Raw genomic sequence first — 16,154 nt, forward strand, 5'->3', positions numbered from 1 at the left:
TCAATTGACTCATGCCATTCCCGGAAATCTTATATCTCTTATAAACTCAAGACGAAATGGATTTTCTCCATAGAGATCTCCATATTCACCTCGATATTCGACATCGTTCCAGGACTCACCCATTCGGATAAAGAGGTATTTAATTGATAAACTTTCTTCATCTAGTTGATCCATAAATATTTCTATAATCTCTATTGGTCTATAACTTAGTTGCCAGCTTATATATCTCCAGTAATACAATTTACTACCATTGGTTGAAGTCAATCGCTGTTTGCAACAATCTATAAAATTTCTTAATTCTTCATCTTGTTCTATAAACTGCTCGAACTGCCCAACAACATCTAAGTTTAGAATCAGAGCAACATCAGAACAATAACTCATTTTTATTTTTAAATGAACTGACTTTTGATTAAATGTTGATAATTTTTATAATTTAACACTGCAACAACATCATTTATATCTTTAGTATTTTCTACACCTTCCCAAATTACAAGAATAGCATGAGGCAACTTTGCAGATAAGAAGCATCTTTCAAAATCCTTTAAATACCCTAGAACTTTATAAACACTTTCGGTAATATACTGTCGATTTCGAGTTCGCTTAACTTCTAATATCTTAAAGTCAAAGTTTTCAGACTGAAACTCAAGTATAATATCTGGCCTTCGCACGCTCACCTCAATCTGATATTTTCGCAATAATTCAGTGTATAAACTGTTTTGTACGAAGTCAGTAGGTAATGTCTGATAATAGATACGCAAGATTGTATCGCTGTGCTTGTATTGAGCTACTGCCCCCTTGCCATAACCAATAAGCCTAAAATTTTCTCGAATCCAACCTGTTTGCTCAAGGCTTGCCATTGTGACGAATAAAATGTAAACCTCATAGAGGGTGTCACGGTTTAAAGGTTTCAACACTCCCTGAGAAAAACAGTCTTTCAATGTCTCTTGTTCTTCTTGAACAAATAGTCTACGGTAAAGGCGTAAGCTTCTATAGATATTTTTAAAGTGAGTATTTCGCGCACACCGTACCTTTTGAAGCATCATATCAGTGATTTTTATAGGCAGATCAATTTCACGTAAATAGGTGTTTTTGAGAAAATGATTTGTTGAGTGATACAAAGAGCGAATTTCTGCTTTCCATTTATTGCTTGACTCGTAAGATAATATTTCTTCTTCTGGAATATTGCCTAAAACTTCGAGACACAAGTGGTTTATCTGAGTCAACAGATACTTCAATGCTTGCATTTCTGGAAGGTTATAAGTCTTGACAGCCACTCGTGTCATGAATACTGTGGGGTTACTAAAACCTGCTCCTAATCTCCGCTTTAAAGTTAGGTTCCAATCGATATTACCTCGAACTGAACCTTTTAGTTCAGTGGTCATCCTATCGGTTGATTGTGCTAAGCGTCGCAAAATTTGCGGGGTAGATATTTTGACACTTTTTTGAAGAGATTCAGATAGGAGAAAGTAGATAAGTTGCAATAGACGCAACTCGCGACGATTAAGTTGAGCAAGATTGCAGATAATCTGTTCAGGTTTATGAATAGCGGCGTTTTCCTGAACAAAAAGCCATAGATACTTTTCAACGAAGCTTAATACTTCGTTGTAATCCTCATCTGTCCAACAATCACTCATAATTTATACTCTATGAATCAAATTGCCATGCTCCTGGTTCTATTTCAAACAATTCTGTTAGATACTGCTTGATTTGGAATTGGTGTTCTTTATCACCAAAGTCACTAGCAGCATTATCAAAAAATTCGACAATTGTCTCTACGGCTAAACCCTCAAACTGAGGTAAAACATAGGCAACGAAGCTTTCAAAGAATGCCTCTGGGCTACTTCGTTCTTTCATGTAATTTAAAATATCAATAAGAATAGCAGCACCTATTTTACGTGGTGTAATACTCAGCAATCGCTTAATCTTATCTGCACTAGTAGCGTTCAAATGTCCGTCTTGGACTCGTCCATCAATAATTTTATGTAACTCTGCTGTAGAGGGATTATTAACATGGACAAATCCAAAGCGGCGCATAAAGGCATAAGAGAGGGAAAACAGAGAGTTTTTATCAAACGTGTTCATCGTTCCAATGATGCGCCAGTTATCACCAACAAAAAAAGTTGCAGACTGCTCATCATAGTAACTGCTCAATCCTATTGCGTGACATATGTTAATTGGCTTTCCCTGATTATTATAGAAGGGTAACTCAACTTCCTGCCCCGAAAGGATGGTAAGTAATTGTCCAAAAGATTTGTCTACATCAGCACGGTTAATTTCGTCTATAATCAACCATTTGTTTTCGCTGATAGCGCGTAACACAATACCAGGGGTAAAAACCAGTTCTTTTTCAGGTTGCGGCATATAGCCACCAATAGTATCAAAAGTTGTCCAGTCAGATGTGGCTGTTGTAAGAATATAACCCGATATGAACTTTGTTTTAACAGCTTGGTCACTTGCATTGATAGCAATAGTCGTTTTGCCAGTTCCCGGTTGTCCCGTCAAAATCAAATGCCGACTTGCGTTGATGATGGTAATGATTTGGTGAATAGGTGTGTCTTCAATTAAAATTTGGCCTTTGATTGCTTCAATTGATTCAGGAAGGAATTTTTCAACAAATTCCTCTCTAACCTCTTTCTCAATTATCTCGGAGTCAGTTACTTCTACATCTGATAATGTGGTTTCGGTAATATAGTGGTTGAGGTTGAATTGGTTCTTGAAACTACCCCACTCCAACCGAAGGCGCTCTCGTCCTTTCTCTGTGATTTTCCAAATGCCCTTTTGTGAACCATCCATCTCGCCTTGCTTCCGAAGCTGAGATGCTGCAAATTGTAAATCTTCAATCCAGAGGATACGACCACTAGTGGGATGACGTTCCATCCTCATATCAGCAAAACCCATTGTTTCAGCAACAAGACTAAGCAATTGCTGAGAAAATTTTACAGCTCCACCAAGTTCTACAAGGCTCTTGAGTAAAGGAAGCTGGTATTCTTTGCGTGGAATCCTTGATACTTTGTAGGTCATCAGAGAAGCTAACAAAATCGAAGTGTGTCATTACCTTCCATCATCCCAGACTCCCAAACACGCCCCCGTATTACGAATTACCTCAATTCGTTAAAAATTCCCCAACCTAGTCCAATCAGAACACCCCAAGCGTGATACAATCCTCATCCATAGCTAGGGGTGCCTGAGCAACCAGGCTGAGATTACACCCTTTGCACCTGAGTCCGGTTAATACCGGCGGAGGGAAGCTCTTAATAGAGGGAATCAATAATGCGGACAGAATGGATCGCCAAGCGGCGTGGGCAGAGCAATGTTTCACAAATGCACTACGCCCGCCAGGGTGTTATTACTGAAGAAATGCACTACGTTGCTCAACGGGAAAACCTCCCACCTGAGCTGATTCGAGACGAGGTGGCACGGGGGCGGATGATTATTCCTGCCAACATCAACCACACTAACCTTGAGCCGATGGCAATTGGCATTGCCTCAAAATGTAAGGTGAATGCCAATATCGGCGCTTCCCCCAACTCTTCCAATCTCGACGAAGAAGTCGATAAGCTGAAGCTGGCGGTGAAGTATGGTGCCGATACTGTCATGGACTTATCCACTGGCGGCGGTAATTTGGATGAAATCCGCACCGCTATCATCAAAGCATCGCCCGTCCCCATTGGCACAGTGCCAGTCTACCAAGCCTTAGAAAGTGTCCACGGCACGATTGAAAACCTCACTGCCGATGACTTTCTCCACATCATTGAGAAACATGCTCAGCAAGGCGTAGATTATCAAACCATCCATGCCGGGATTTTAATTGAGCATTTGCCCTTAGTCAGAAATCGCATCACGGGGATTGTCTCTCGCGGCGGCGGTATTCTCGCACGGTGGATGCTGCATCACCACAAACAGAATCCCCTCTATACCCACTTCAACGACATCATCGAAATCTTCAAAAAATACGATGTCTCATTCAGTTTAGGGGATTCCCTGCGTCCCGGTTGTACCCATGATGCTTCTGACGAAGCGCAACTCGCTGAACTCAAAACCCTCGGACAACTCACCCGCAAAGCTTGGGAACATGATGTACAAGTCATGGTTGAGGGGCCAGGTCATGTACCGATGGATCAAATTGAGTTTAATGTCAAAAAACAGATGGAAGAGTGTTCAGAAGCACCTTTCTATGTGTTGGGGCCATTAGTAACCGATATTGCCCCCGGTTATGACCACATTACCTCAGCCATTGGTGCGGCGATGGCGGGATGGTACGGCACGGCGATGCTGTGTTACGTGACACCGAAGGAACATTTGGGGTTACCTGATGCCGAAGATGTGCGAAATGGGTTGATTGCTTATAAAATTGCCGCCCATGCAGCGGATATTGCACGGCGTCGTCCAGGGGCACGCGATCGCGACGATGAACTCTCTAAAGCGCGGTACAATTTCGACTGGAACCGTCAGTTTGAACTCTCCCTCGATCCGGAACGCGCACGAGAATATCACGACGAAACCCTACCCGCCGACATCTACAAAACCGCTGAATTCTGTTCGATGTGTGGGCCTAAATTCTGCCCGATGCAGACCAAAGTGGATGCCGATGCATTAACTGAACTGGAGAAATTCTTAGCCAAAGAACCAGTAACACAAGGCTAGGACAACAATCATAAACTCAAGTTTTTAAGGGACACGAATTAACTCGTGTCCCTATTTGTTATGTAACAGAAACTTCTGCCTTCTGCCTTCCCTCTTCTGCCTTCTTCAATCCAAATCGGTGTGAGCGATCGCCTCAAACAACGGCCGCTGTGCGGAATTTGATGTCGCTATCCGTGTACTCTGGGACCCAACCTTCAGTCGTGGTGAAGTAGCGAACCGCTTTAATCCGTCGTGATGGAGTCAAATAAAACCAGTGTTCCGTGTTCGCGGGAACATTGATGTATTCTTCCGGTTGTACCGTCACTTCCACCTGGCTACCATCCGGACGCACAAAGCCAAAGACGCCCTCACCTGCAACGATATAGCGAACTTCGTCATCAGCGTGGTAATGACAACGGTCGAATTTGGACAGGAGGGTGTCGAGATTCGGTACCTCTGGATGCAGCACCACTAAGTCACGGGATTGATAGCCAGCAGAAATTTTCAGTTGTTCAAAGTACTTATCCAGCGCTTGGAGTACCTGTTCCTTCTGTTCATCGCTCAATGCGTCTTTCGCGAGTAAGGCATGAATTTCTGGATTATCCCCGATCGGCCATCGATTGAGCTGAACGTTTAGAGGAGCCAATTCCCGATCCAGATCATCCAGATCAGTGTAAATTGTCCCATCTTCAAGTCGCAAAATTGCCACAATACACCTCCAGGTTGCAAGAGTTAGGCGACATTTCTCATGGTAATTGCTCGATATTAGAACATAGGTTAACCTGACCGCTATGATTCCTTCGCCATCTGCGCCACGGCTGCCAGTACAGCCTCATGAATCAACCCATTACTGGCAATAATGCCCTGATTATTCACTAGCTTAGCTCCGAATGAAAAGTCTAAAGGCTGACCATACATATCCGTTACCCGTCCCCCCGCTTCTTCGACCATAATCACTCCGGCGGCATGATCCCAAGTATTCTGCCGTTTCTCTGAAGTAATCGGAAAAGGTAAACGGAGATAGAGAGCCGCTTCACCTCGTGCGACTACCCCATATTTGGCTTGAGAGTCGAGCTGCCACGGGGGAGACGTCAGTCCTACAGCTTGCACCACCGCTTCTTGTAATGTTGGATTACTATGTTCCGAGACAATACTCCTGGCGAATCGGCGTAAACTTTCCTCTGAAGCGTCAGTAACGTGAATTGGACGTGGCGCACCGCCCGCTAAGGGAATCATCGTGGCTCCCTGACCCCGCACGGCTACAAAAAGAACGCCCCGTTCTCCATCCGGTTGGGTCAAATCCACGGGTAAAGCAGGGCAACCTAAAAGACCGAGCTTCAATTCACCCGCCTCTACCAACGCTAGGGCGATCGCATATTGATCACCTCGGATATATCCTTTTGTCCCATCAATGGGGTCTAAAGTCCAGTATCGAGATTTGACTTGAGCATTCCCTCGATCAATCCAAGCCGCAACGGACTCCGGTGTCGCCTTGGGTAAGTAAGCTTGCACATATTGGGTCACCTGTGCCAACTGCTCAATTTGGGTTCGCAACAAGGTGGAATCTTCTTCACCAATCACCGGGTCATTGGGAAACGCTTCCCCTAGGGCTTGACAAATTATCGCTTGTGCACCAAAGTCAGCCACCGTCACGGGAGTGCGATCGGGTTTGGCAATGGCTAACGAGCCTTGTTCTCGCCGCACTTGTTCACATAACTGTGCAGCCGTGGTTACGGCTGCGATGGCTACTTGTTTCTCTCGCTCGTACAACATGATCAATGCTCTTTTCTGGATTGGTCGATGGTACAACGTCCAATCCGACGATCCTAGTGAACAGGAGATGATGTTTAATCTCTCACCGTCCCGCTCTCTCGTTTGGAGTCAATAGGAGTCGAAGCCGTATACTCCTGGTTCTGTACCGATGTACCCAGAGCCGGAGCGAATGACCGCTTGAGGCTATTGTTGCTCAGAGGATTGTGAAAGAATGAGCCGGTTTGAGGGGGTAGTGTGGGGTCAAGGGCAATCTCGACAAGGCTTTTCACCACACCGGTCAGGGGAATTGCCAAAATTACCCCCAACAGCCCTCCCACTCTGGCTCCCAATAACAGAGAGACAAAGATAACCACGGGGGATAAACCCGTTAAGTTGCCCATAATCCGGGGCGCAATTAAATTATCTTTAACCTGTTGCAGTGCGATCGCAATTCCCAAGACTTCCAACGCTAACCACCAGTCGATAAACGCCACCACAACCACCACGGTGGCAATCCCCAAAGTCGCGCCGATAAACGGAATGACTTCCATTAACCCAATAAAAACGGCAAACAGCAGGAAAAAAGGCACCTTCAGCGCCCAAAAGGTAGGAGTGAGGGTAACTGCCATAAACAAACCCAACAGCAGCTGACCCGTCACAAACCGTTGTAAATTGCGCTCCAGGGATTGGGTTAACTCATCTCGAATGGTTGGGGACAGTAAACTCGTTAAACCTCGCCAAACCCGCTCACCATCGATAAGCATGTAAAACGAAATCACCAGGATTAAAATCAAGTCCAAAACCCAGTTAAATGTACCGACGACTAACCCGACACCCGTAGACGCGATTGCTTCGGCTTGAGCTTGTACCCGCGCTAAGAGTTGGGATGCCAAAATTCGTACATCAAACGGCAAATTGTGCGCCACACTCCACTCTTGGAAGCTTGCCAACTGTTGTTGACCTTGTTCTAGCAGCGAGGGTAAGTTCGTCACTAATTGCCGCCCTTGATTAAATACGGGCGGTACTAGCGTGAGCGCAATGAAGACAACAGCTATAGCTGCTCCTAAATAGACGAGTACAGCCGCTACACTCCGAGGCAAGAAGGGTTCAACCACAGCGACAGCATAGTTGAGTAAAAAGGCAATGAGAGCCGCTGTGAGCAAAATGCTGATTAATTCACCCACATAGCTCAGGGCATTTAGCGTTACCCAGCCTGTCACTAAGACGAGTAGCCAAGTAATCAAAAACTGTTGGACAGGTGAAAAGATAGACTTCATTGAGGTTTTTTTATTCGGCAATCCACTCCCTCGAAGGCAGTGGTTAGTAGCATAATCACCATCACCTTATTATGGGCTATGACTCAGGACTACAAAATCCTATTGGCGATTAGTTCCCAAGTCTGAGGTCAGACCCTGAAAAAATTAGATAAAGTTAACCTAGAGTTTTTTGGCTGTTGCGCCATTTAGCTCTAGGCTATTGCTAGCAACAATAACTGTCAATTATCGAATCAGCCCACTTAGGAGGGAAACCATGACTCTTGCCATTATGGAAACGGAGAAAGGCACCATCAACCTGGAGTTGTTCGACCAGGATGCCCCGAATACGGTGAAGAATTTTGTAGACTTAGCGGAAAAAGGGTTTTACGATGGCCTCACCTTCCACCGTGTCATCCCTAACTTTATGATTCAAGGTGGCTGTCCTCAGGGAACGGGAACGGGTGGCCCTGGTTACAAAATTAAGTGTGAAATTAATTCCAATAAGCACTTAGCGGGGACTTTGTCAATGGCTCATGCGGGTCGTGATACGGGGGGAAGTCAATTCTTTATTTGCCACGCTCCTCAACCCCATTTAGATGGAGTACACACGACTTTTGGTCAAACGAAGGATATGGATGTGGTCAATGCCATCCGCAAGGGTGACAAGATTGTTTCGGTCAAGATTGAACGATAGTCGAGAAGCCTTTAAGCGATGCCTAAAGATGGCTAACTGAGGTAGACCGTCGGTTTCACGGTTGTGGTTTCGGACATGCGATCGCTACGGCGACTGTTCACGTAGGGAGTACCTAGCGATCGCATACATGCTGTTCAGAATAGCTGCACCCTATAATCGTTCCCTTTGATCAGGGAGTGGGTTCGGTCATTTCAAGGGGTAAAGACCTTAACCTAAGTGTTGCTGAACGACTCGAACCAATTCAGATGTCCAATGTTCGGCAACGTCAGCCGACTCGGCTTCGACCATCACCCGGATCAGCGGTTCTGTACCCGAAGCGCGGACGAGAATGCGTCCTAGACCTGCCATATCTGTCTCCGCTTGGGCGATCGCAGAATTCACTGCATCACAATCTTGCCAGTTCAGTCGGCGTTCGCGGTCTTCCACTCGCACATTCCGTAACAATTGAGGGTAGGGTTGGAAGCTTTGATCCACGAGTTGAGTGAATGGCACTCCCGATTGGCGCACCAAGGACGCCAAATGTAAAGCCGTTAACATGCCATCACCTGTCATATTGTAGTGGTGGCAGAGAATATGTCCCGACTGCTCACCGCCCAGCATGGCTCCAGTTCGCTGCATTTCCGCTTGAACATACTGGTCGCCCACTGCCGTTCGCACCAGGGAACCACCCAACTGATTCCAAGCGCGCTCAAAGCCCAAATTAGCCATGACGGTTGCCACAATTAAATCTCCGGGCAGTTTTTGGGCTTTTCGTAAGGCTTGACCCCAAAAATAGAGAATGTAATCCCCATCGATTACTCGACCCTGAGCATCGACTCCCATGACGCGATCGGCATCTCCATCAAAGGCAAAACCCATATCAGCCGAATATTGCCGCACCGCTTCTTGCAAAGGCTGGAGGTGAGTCGAGCCACAATTAACATTAATGCGATCGCCATCGGCTTGGTCATGCAAGCAGATCACCTCTGCCCCTAACTCAGCAAACACCTGACCTGTCAGCGCGACAGACGCCCCCCAAGCCAAATCCAACACAATCCGCATCCCACGTAAATCGGTCACCCCTTGCAAAGGATGACGCAGCGATTCCACATAATGGGTGAGCAATTCCGGTCGATAGTAGTGCTGTCCCTGTACATCAGCGAGAATCGTCTCTCCAGAAAAACCTCTCAAGCCTGCTTCAATCTGCTTTTGCAGTGCTACTGGTAGCTTTGTCCCTTCTGAGGCAAAAAATTTAATCCCATTGTCTTCGGGTGGATTATGACTGGCGGAAATCATCACTCCTCCAATCGCATCCGTCATCCGGGTGAGATAGGCAATACCAGGAGTGGGGCATAATCCCAAGTTCCACACCTCCAAACCGGCTGCCGTCAGACCGGCTGTCAGTGCCATTGCCAACATATCGCTGGAGTTTCGTGAGTCTTGTCCCACAATCACCGGACCAAGTTCGGGTGTTTGTGTTTGCAACACCTGACCGGCCCAAAAACCCACTTGTAACGCTAAATCTGCATTGAGTAAATCTCCTACTCGTCCCCGAATGCCATCGGTGCCAAATAAGGGAGTCGCCGGTAGCGTTAGAGACCGACTCCCAAGGCTGACACTGGTCGAGGCTGCCTGCTGACGTCGAGGCAATACCTCTAAACGAGAGAAGCCCTGAGTCCGGACTGGGGATGTAACCATAAACGAATTTTCCTCACACAACACACTCATTGTGGAGGATAGCACTTTCTACTATAGAGTTCCCCTATTGTTACTCTCGATCCCTCTCTGGGAAGAGGTGATTATCCCCTGGACAACAAGGGAAGAGTGGGCGATCGGAGACGACCGGAGCTCATAGGAGGATGAGGATGAGAGAGAAAGTTTTGAGGAGTATTCTGAAAAACGGGTGGTACAATTTTGCCGCGATGGACTAAAGCGGGGAAAAAACCTCTACCTTAAAACAGATAATTAAATCATATACTTACGGAGGAAGTTGTCAGATGTTGAGGAAACGCACTCTTACTAAGATTCTCACCGCGTGTTTTGCCTGTGTTCTGGTTGTTGCCTGTAGTCAGAACAATAAACCAAGCACAACAGCTAACAGCAGTCCAGGTAATACATCAACCAATACAGCAATAGGCTCATCTATCCCGATTGGTATTGCCGTCGCTCAAACCAGTAACGTTGCCTTACTCGGACAAGAACAGGTTACGGGTGCAAAAATTGCTGAGAAGTTTTTTAATGACAAAGGTGGCGTTAACGGCACACCCATTAAGTTAGTGTTCCAAGATACAGCCGGCGACGAACAAGGGGCGATTAACGCCTTTAATACTTTAATCACTCAAGATAAAGTCGTGGGAATTGTTGGGCCTACGCTTTCCCAGCAAGCCTTTGCCGCCGATCCAATTGCTGAGCGTGCTAGAGTCCCCGTCTTAGCACCGTCTAACACGGCAAAAAACATTCCTCAGATTGGGAAATATATTGCTCGCGTGTCCGCACCTGTGGCTGTTGTCGCGCCGAATGCGGTAAAAGAAGCCCTGAAGATTAATCCTAATATTAAAAAAGTGGCTGTCTTTTATGCTCAAAATGATGCTTTTAGTAAATCTGAGACAGAGACTTTTCAAGAAACCGTGAAAAACCAAAAACTAGAGTTGGTAACGGTACAAAAATTTCAAACGACTGATACCGATTTTCAAACTCAAGCCACTAATGCCATTAACCTTAAACCTGACCTCATCATTATCTCTGGCCTAGCTTCAGATGGGGGGAACTTAGTGAAGCAATTGCGTCAGTTAGGATACAAAGGGTTAATTATTGGTGGGAACGGTTTGAATACCTCGAATCTCTTTCCGGTATGTCAGGCACAATGCAATGATATTTTAATTGCTCAAGCCTATAGCCCTGAAGTAACGAATGACATTAATAAGGCATTCCGAGAGGCGTATAAGGCTCAAAATAAGAAAGAACCGCCCCAGTTTAGCGCTCAAGCTTTCACAGGAGTGCAAGTATTTGTGGAAGCCCTAAAAGCCTTAGATAATAAAACCAAAATTAAGACGTTGCCTCTAGACCAGTTACGAACACAGTTAAATGATCAAATTTTAAACGGAGAGTATGAAACACCCCTCGGAAAAATTGCGTTTGATCCAGATGGTGAAGTTAAACAAGGTGAGTTTTACGTCGCTCAAATCAAAATGGAAACCGATGGAAAAACTGGCAAATTTACATTTGTAAAATGAACAGTATCGTTGCTCATTATGATACTAATTCAGTTTCCTTGAGTATCTTGTAAAAGTGACATCTCAAGACCAATATCAATGGGGAGACTGTCTTTTAAAGCATGGACTTTACTCTGTTTTTTCAACAATTTCTCAATGGTTTATCGATTGGCAGTGTTTATGCCATTTTTGCCTTAGGCTATACCCTAGTTTTTTCCATTTTAGGCATCATTAATTTTGCTCATGGTGCAATTTTTACCCTAGGTGCTTATTTTACTTATAGCTTATCGGGAGGAGCATTTGGCTTTAATGGGATTCTGGCAAATGCCTCTTTGCCGATACAGTTACCCTTTGTTTTAGCTTTATTTTGTGGGAGCTTTTTAGCAGGTTTAGTGGGGGTATTAGTCGAGCGTTTAGCCTTTAAACCTTTACGCGCGAGAGGGGCTGATCCACTCCTAACATTGGTTTCGAGTTTGGGGGCGGCTGTTGTCATTGTCAACTTAATTCAATACTTAGTCGGTGCTGAGATTTATACTTTTCCCGCTGATGCCTATGGAAATATCCCACCCGCTATTAATTTTGGAACTCAGGCAAGACCCATTAATGTCCGAACCGTTCAAATCATCATATTTGGTGTATCGGCCTTGATTGTTGTCATTCTTACTTACTTGATTAATTACACGAAAATTGGCAAGGCACTGCAAGCTGTCGCGGAAGATGCGACAACGGCTAGCTTGTTAGGAATTAATACGGAGCGTTTTATTGTATTAACGTTCTTTTTGAGTGGGTTCTTGGGCGGTTTGGCAGGAACGTTAGTGGGTTCTAGTGTAAGTATTGCTGGCCCTTACTTTGGAATTACCTATGGGTTGAAAGGGTTAGGGGTAATTGTCTTGGGAGGATTAGGTAATATTCCGGGTGCTGTGGTGGGGGGATTGCTGCTAGGTTTGGCAGAGGCGTTTGTCCCTTCTGATTTTTCTGGCTATAAGGAAGCGATCGCCTTTACCTTATTATTTATCATGCTTCTGGTTAGACCCCAAGGATTATTAGGGCGATCGAGCATAAATAAAGTTTAGTTTAGCCGGAGAAGATTAGTCATCATAGATTTATCTAGAAAATGGGTAATTGGTAATGAAAAAGAAAAATTTTCATTCAATTTTGTGGATGTAGCTCGTAGCACATTAATTAATTTCGACCATTGCGACTAAGTTGTCTGATCGGGCATTATCACTTCCATCCCATCCAATTGCGTTAAATCTACCCCAGTCAAATTTGCCGTTTTTAGGTTAACTCTATTAATCCTTGCTCCCTTAAGATTGACGCCGCTCAAATCTGCTCCTTCAAGATTGGCTTCACTCAAATTTGCTTTTTGCAAATTGGCTTGGCGCAGGAAAGCCACCTTTAAATTAGCTGAGGTGAGATTTGCTTGAGTTAGATTGGCTTTACGCAAATCAGCAGATATCAAATTAGCCTCAGATAAATCAGCCATGGCTAAATTAACCTTACGCAAGTCGGCTGAATTACAGTTTGCTCCATTTAAACGGGATTGTGACAAGTCTGCCTCATACAAATTCGCTTCGCGCAAATCTGCCCCTACAAAGTTCACTCCTTGGAGAGACCAACCTCGAAGGCGAGCCTGACGTAAATTAGGCTGTATCTCAGGATACTGAGCTCTCCATTCATTCCAAAGGGTTGTTCCTTGCTGAAGTAGCGCTAGATGTTCTGTGTTTGCCATTTCAAGTCGCTATCTCAATTACCTGATCTATCGAGTCTTAATTCTAAATAATTTACAAGTTTCTGCTGTTAATCTGGATAATAGGGGCAGTCGTTGAACAGCTCATAGATTTCTATCAGGTTTCCCTCAAGGAAATTTTAGCTCTGGTTAACGGACGGAAAATCCTGGATGGGTAACTACAATGAATGAATGAATGAATAAAAACTAACAATAAATCGATATTAAACCATGACCGATCAAACTCCTGTAACACATACAACCGAAGCGGCAACTCAGGGAGAATTGTTACATCGAATGACGAATCGCATTCGACAATCTTTGGAATTGCAGGAAATTTTATCAGCAACGGCGACAGAAATGCGAGCATTTCTAGATACAGACCGAGTTAAGGTTTATCGATTCGAGTCTGATGGCACGGGGCAAGTTATCGCCGAATCTGTGATTCAAAATCGCTTACCTTCACTATTAGGTCTACACTTTCCGGCGGGAGATATTCCCCCCCATGCTCGCGAAATGTTTGTCAAAGCGAGAGTACGTTCTATCATCGATATTCCTACCCAACGCATCACCCTAAATCGACTGGATTGCCCGGAAACTACAGGAGACTTAACGATTGAGGACGTGCAGAATCAAGCCATTGAAGATATCCTCCAGCGTCCGGTCGATCCTTGCCATGTGGAATATTTAAGTAAAATAGGAGTGCAATCGTCTCTCGTCGTCCCGATTCTACATCAACAAAATTTGTGGGGTTTGCTGGTTTCGCACCACGCTCAGCCTCTGGCTTTTTCACAAGAGCAGCTACAGATTGTTCAAACTTTAGCCGATCAAGTTACGATCGCGATCTCCCAATCTCACCTTCTCTCCCAATCCCGTGAGCGAGTGCGGGGCGAAACACTGATTAATCAAATTTCTACCTTACTTCACTCACCCCTACAAGTTTCAGAGATTCTACAAATCGCTTTAGAAAAGGTAGTTCAATCGGTAAAAGGTTCGGGTGGCAGACTCTTTGTCAGCTCCACTTCAGGCTCATCAGAGATTGAACTCTACACCTATGGAGCACAGCCCCTATTAACCGAAGGTCACCCAACAGTGTTGGAGCATTATCCATTTTGGCAGCAACTCATGACTTGTGAAAATCGGTTTGCTCAACCCTCGAATGTAGCGGATTACTGGAGAGACTTAATCCTGAGTGAAGAAGAGGAATTTCGGTTTCGTAGTCGGGCTATTTCCCAACTTTTCGCCCTCAATGATATTTATCAAGAACCACAATTACTAGACGTTGCACCTCTGTTTAGACCCACCCGTATCCGTAGTTTGTTAGCCATGCCTCTGGTATATGGGGAGCAGTGTGTGGGAATTTTAAGCATTTTTCGAGATGAGATTGATACAGATATTCTCTGGGCTGGACGCTATGATCCAGATGAGCGTCAAGATCGAGTCAGAAGTTCGTTTGAAGTTTGGCGAGAACTCAAACTGGGTCAAGCAAGGGAGTGGAGAGAGGAAGAAATTGAAATCACGAGTTCAGTCGGTACCCATCTAACGATGGCTGTTCTGCAACATCGGCTCTATCAGTGCGAATATCAGCAGCGCGTACTGGTGGAAATGCGAAACCAGCAACTCAACAAAGCTCGTACTGTTGCTGAAGAAGCCTCTCGTCTAAAATCCGACTTTTTATCCTCTACCAGTCACGAATTACGCACCCCTCTAGCGGCTACGTTGAATTATTTGAAACTTCTCAAGGAAGGTTTTTATGATAATGAAGAAGAACTGACAGAATATATTAGTGTTGCCTATAATTCAGCGGAAAATCTGGTTGCTATTATCAACGATGTCTTAGACATTGCCAAAATAGAGGCAGGTCGAATGACACTCAATCCAGAGTTAATTGATTTGCCTTCTCTGTTGGAAGAACAGCAAAACTTATTCAGACTCGAAAGTCGTCAAAAGGGGATAAGCTTGGTGATTGAGTGCGAGGTGGAGAGAGTTTATGCCGATTTGATGAAACTGAGACAGGTTTTGAGCAATCTCCTCTCCAATGCCTTCAAGTTCACTCCAAGTGGTGAGATTCGCCTACAGGTGATTTTAGAGACACTCGCTAATCATCCTTGGGTGAAATTTTCGGTGACGGATACAGGAATTGGAATTGAACCTGCTAAACAGGATATGCTGTTTGAGCCGTTTGTCCAAGCTGATGGTTCGGTTAAGCGACGCTATGGAGGAACCGGACTAGGTTTAACAGTTTGCAAGCGACTTGTCGAATTGATGGGGGGTGAGATTTCGCTTTACAGTCTGGGTAAAGGTGAAGGAACGAGTGTTACGTTTAAGTTACCCCAGTACGACTTATTAGGAATAAGTAATAGCTGATAAACAACCCCATCTCTTGTGTTTATTCCCCCTCTCTATTTCCCAACGATGAAAATTTTACTAGTTGATGATGATTATCTTTTAGCCAAAGCAACGGCTAAGTTGATTGAGCGTCTTGGGGGTTATTCAGTTGTGATTAACGATGAGCCAACGGCTATTTTCCAAGCCTGTCAAAGTGGAATTGTAGACCTTGTACTGATGGATGTTAATCTGCCAGGAGCTTACTGGCAGGATGAAGAGATTAGTGGTGCTGATTTAGCGCGTTTTCTCAAAACTGACCCCCTGACTGCCCATATTCCCATCCTTTTACTCACAGCTTACGCCATGCTGGGTGAGCAGCAAATACTTTTGCAGGCTTCACAAGCTGATGGCTTGTTCACTAAACCCGTCACAGACTATAACGCTCTGTTTGGGTTGATGACTCGATTAGTATCAGAGAGTGGGCAGATCCAGAAGGGATAAAAAGGGACAAATTTGCATTTTTTAACATAAGTCTCTGCATCTAGTCATTTTCAGATAAATTTCTTTAAAAGCAGGGTAAT

At 44.8% G+C, this 16,154-nt stretch carries 14 protein-coding genes and 1 riboswitch; of the genes, 6 read left to right on the forward strand and 8 right to left on the reverse strand.

Annotation, left to right across the window (positions count from 1 at the left end; genetic code table 11):
• Window positions 1-9 precede the first annotated feature (9 nt).
• Genes MIC7113_RS10730 through MIC7113_RS10740 form a run of 3 tightly spaced genes read right to left on the reverse strand, consistent with a single transcriptional unit; the run spans window position 10 to window position 3,021 of the window.
• Window positions 10-381, reverse strand: coding sequence for a hypothetical protein (locus MIC7113_RS10730; RefSeq protein WP_015182181.1), 372 nt, complete (start codon window positions 379-381; stop codon window positions 10-12).
• Window positions 382-389: 8 nt separating this feature from the next.
• Window positions 390-1,634 (reverse strand): hypothetical protein, encoded by a 1,245-nt coding sequence (locus tag MIC7113_RS10735; protein WP_015182182.1) that lies wholly within the window; start codon window positions 1,632-1,634, stop codon window positions 390-392.
• Between the two features lie 10 nt (window positions 1,635-1,644).
• Window positions 1,645-3,021 carry an AAA family ATPase gene (locus MIC7113_RS10740; RefSeq protein ID WP_015182183.1) on the reverse strand — a complete coding sequence of 459 codons (1,377 nt, stop codon included), beginning with the start codon at window positions 3,019-3,021 and terminating at the stop codon, window positions 1,645-1,647.
• A gap of 145 nt (window positions 3,022-3,166) precedes the next feature.
• Window positions 3,167-3,263: riboswitch (TPP riboswitch) on the forward strand.
• Window positions 3,264-3,270: 7 nt separating this feature from the next.
• Here MIC7113_RS10740 and thiC point away from each other — a divergent pair.
• Entirely contained in the window at window positions 3,271-4,644 is a 1,374-nt protein-coding gene (gene thiC, locus MIC7113_RS10745) for a phosphomethylpyrimidine synthase (protein ID WP_015182184.1), read from the forward strand.
• Window positions 4,645-4,777: 133 nt separating this feature from the next.
• Here thiC and MIC7113_RS10750 read toward each other — a convergent pair whose 3' ends face one another.
• The 3 genes from MIC7113_RS10750 to MIC7113_RS10760 all read right to left on the reverse strand — a co-directional run bounded on the left by MIC7113_RS10750 (window position 4,778) and on the right by MIC7113_RS10760 (window position 7,652).
• Entirely contained in the window at window positions 4,778-5,332 is a 555-nt protein-coding gene (locus tag MIC7113_RS10750; RefSeq protein ID WP_015182185.1) for a 1,2-dihydroxy-3-keto-5-methylthiopentene dioxygenase, read from the reverse strand.
• An 80-nt stretch (window positions 5,333-5,412) separates the two neighbouring features.
• The gene (locus MIC7113_RS10755; RefSeq protein WP_015182186.1) at window positions 5,413-6,396 is read right to left on the reverse strand and encodes a 3'(2'),5'-bisphosphate nucleotidase; all 984 of its coding nucleotides are present in this window, start codon (window positions 6,394-6,396) and stop codon (window positions 5,413-5,415) included.
• A 74-nt stretch (window positions 6,397-6,470) separates the two neighbouring features.
• Complete coding sequence (locus MIC7113_RS10760) at window positions 6,471-7,652, reverse strand: AI-2E family transporter (RefSeq protein WP_041780001.1); 1,182 nt, start codon at window positions 7,650-7,652, stop codon at window positions 6,471-6,473.
• Window positions 7,653-7,905: 253 nt separating this feature from the next.
• On the opposite strand from MIC7113_RS10760, the gene MIC7113_RS10765 reads away from it, so the two are divergent.
• Complete coding sequence (locus MIC7113_RS10765; RefSeq protein ID WP_015182188.1) at window positions 7,906-8,325, forward strand: peptidylprolyl isomerase; 420 nt, start codon at window positions 7,906-7,908, stop codon at window positions 8,323-8,325.
• Window positions 8,326-8,532: 207 nt separating this feature from the next.
• On the opposite strand, the gene glmM is transcribed toward MIC7113_RS10765, so the two are convergent.
• Window positions 8,533-10,002 carry a phosphoglucosamine mutase gene (glmM, locus tag MIC7113_RS10770; RefSeq protein WP_015182189.1) on the reverse strand — a complete coding sequence of 490 codons (1,470 nt, stop codon included), beginning with the start codon at window positions 10,000-10,002 and terminating at the stop codon, window positions 8,533-8,535.
• Window positions 10,003-10,301: 299 nt separating this feature from the next.
• Between glmM and MIC7113_RS10775 the strand changes: the two genes are divergently transcribed.
• Together MIC7113_RS10775 and MIC7113_RS10780 are read left to right on the forward strand one after the other, a co-directional pair.
• Window positions 10,302-11,537: an ABC transporter substrate-binding protein gene (locus MIC7113_RS10775; RefSeq protein ID WP_015182190.1), complete on the forward strand. Its 1,236-nt coding sequence runs from the start codon at window positions 10,302-10,304 to the stop codon at window positions 11,535-11,537.
• 101 nt (window positions 11,538-11,638) lie between these two features.
• Window positions 11,639-12,589 carry a branched-chain amino acid ABC transporter permease gene (locus MIC7113_RS10780; protein WP_015182191.1) on the forward strand — a complete coding sequence of 317 codons (951 nt, stop codon included), beginning with the start codon at window positions 11,639-11,641 and terminating at the stop codon, window positions 12,587-12,589.
• 128 nt (window positions 12,590-12,717) lie between these two features.
• Here the strand turns inward: MIC7113_RS10780 and MIC7113_RS10785 are convergent, their stop codons facing one another.
• Window positions 12,718-13,248 (reverse strand): pentapeptide repeat-containing protein, encoded by a 531-nt coding sequence (locus tag MIC7113_RS10785; RefSeq protein ID WP_015182192.1) that lies wholly within the window; start codon window positions 13,246-13,248, stop codon window positions 12,718-12,720.
• 228 nt (window positions 13,249-13,476) lie between these two features.
• Here MIC7113_RS10785 and MIC7113_RS10790 point away from each other — a divergent pair, with 228 nt between their 5' ends.
• On the forward strand, window positions 13,477-15,612 hold the full coding sequence (locus MIC7113_RS10790; protein ID WP_015182193.1) for an ATP-binding protein: 2,136 nt from the start codon (window positions 13,477-13,479) through the stop codon (window positions 15,610-15,612).
• A 48-nt stretch (window positions 15,613-15,660) separates the two neighbouring features.
• Window positions 15,661-16,074, forward strand: a complete 414-nt coding sequence (locus tag MIC7113_RS10795) for a response regulator (protein WP_015182194.1) — start codon at window positions 15,661-15,663, stop codon at window positions 16,072-16,074.
• Window positions 16,075-16,154: the final 80 nt, after the last annotated feature.

Origin of the sequence: Allocoleopsis franciscana PCC 7113, assembly GCF_000317515.1 — a bacterium.
Classification (GTDB): Bacteria; Cyanobacteriota; Cyanobacteriia; order Cyanobacteriales; family Coleofasciculaceae; genus Allocoleopsis; species Allocoleopsis franciscana.

Coding starts and splice junctions, on each gene's coding strand:
- MIC7113_RS10730 (WP_015182181.1), bottom strand. CDS start 381: ATGAGTTATTGTTCTGATGTTGCTCTGATTCTAAACTTAGATGTTGTT.
- MIC7113_RS10735 (WP_015182182.1), bottom strand. CDS start 1,634: ATGAGTGATTGTTGGACAGATGAGGATTACAACGAAGTATTAAGCTTC.
- MIC7113_RS10740 (WP_015182183.1), bottom strand. CDS start 3,021: ATGACCTACAAAGTATCAAGGATTCCACGCAAAGAATACCAGCTTCCT.
- thiC (WP_015182184.1), top strand. CDS start 3,271: ATGCGGACAGAATGGATCGCCAAGCGGCGTGGGCAGAGCAATGTTTCA.
- MIC7113_RS10755 (WP_015182186.1), bottom strand. CDS start 6,396: ATGTTGTACGAGCGAGAGAAACAAGTAGCCATCGCAGCCGTAACCACG.
- MIC7113_RS10760 (WP_041780001.1), bottom strand. CDS start 7,652: ATGAAGTCTATCTTTTCACCTGTCCAACAGTTTTTGATTACTTGGCTA.
- MIC7113_RS10765 (WP_015182188.1), top strand. CDS start 7,906: ATGACTCTTGCCATTATGGAAACGGAGAAAGGCACCATCAACCTGGAG.
- glmM (WP_015182189.1), bottom strand. CDS start 10,002: ATGGTTACATCCCCAGTCCGGACTCAGGGCTTCTCTCGTTTAGAGGTA.
- MIC7113_RS10775 (WP_015182190.1), top strand. CDS start 10,302: ATGTTGAGGAAACGCACTCTTACTAAGATTCTCACCGCGTGTTTTGCC.
- MIC7113_RS10780 (WP_015182191.1), top strand. CDS start 11,639: ATGGACTTTACTCTGTTTTTTCAACAATTTCTCAATGGTTTATCGATT.
- MIC7113_RS10785 (WP_015182192.1), bottom strand. CDS start 13,248: ATGGCAAACACAGAACATCTAGCGCTACTTCAGCAAGGAACAACCCTT.
- MIC7113_RS10790 (WP_015182193.1), top strand. CDS start 13,477: ATGACCGATCAAACTCCTGTAACACATACAACCGAAGCGGCAACTCAG.
- MIC7113_RS10795 (WP_015182194.1), top strand. CDS start 15,661: ATGAAAATTTTACTAGTTGATGATGATTATCTTTTAGCCAAAGCAACG.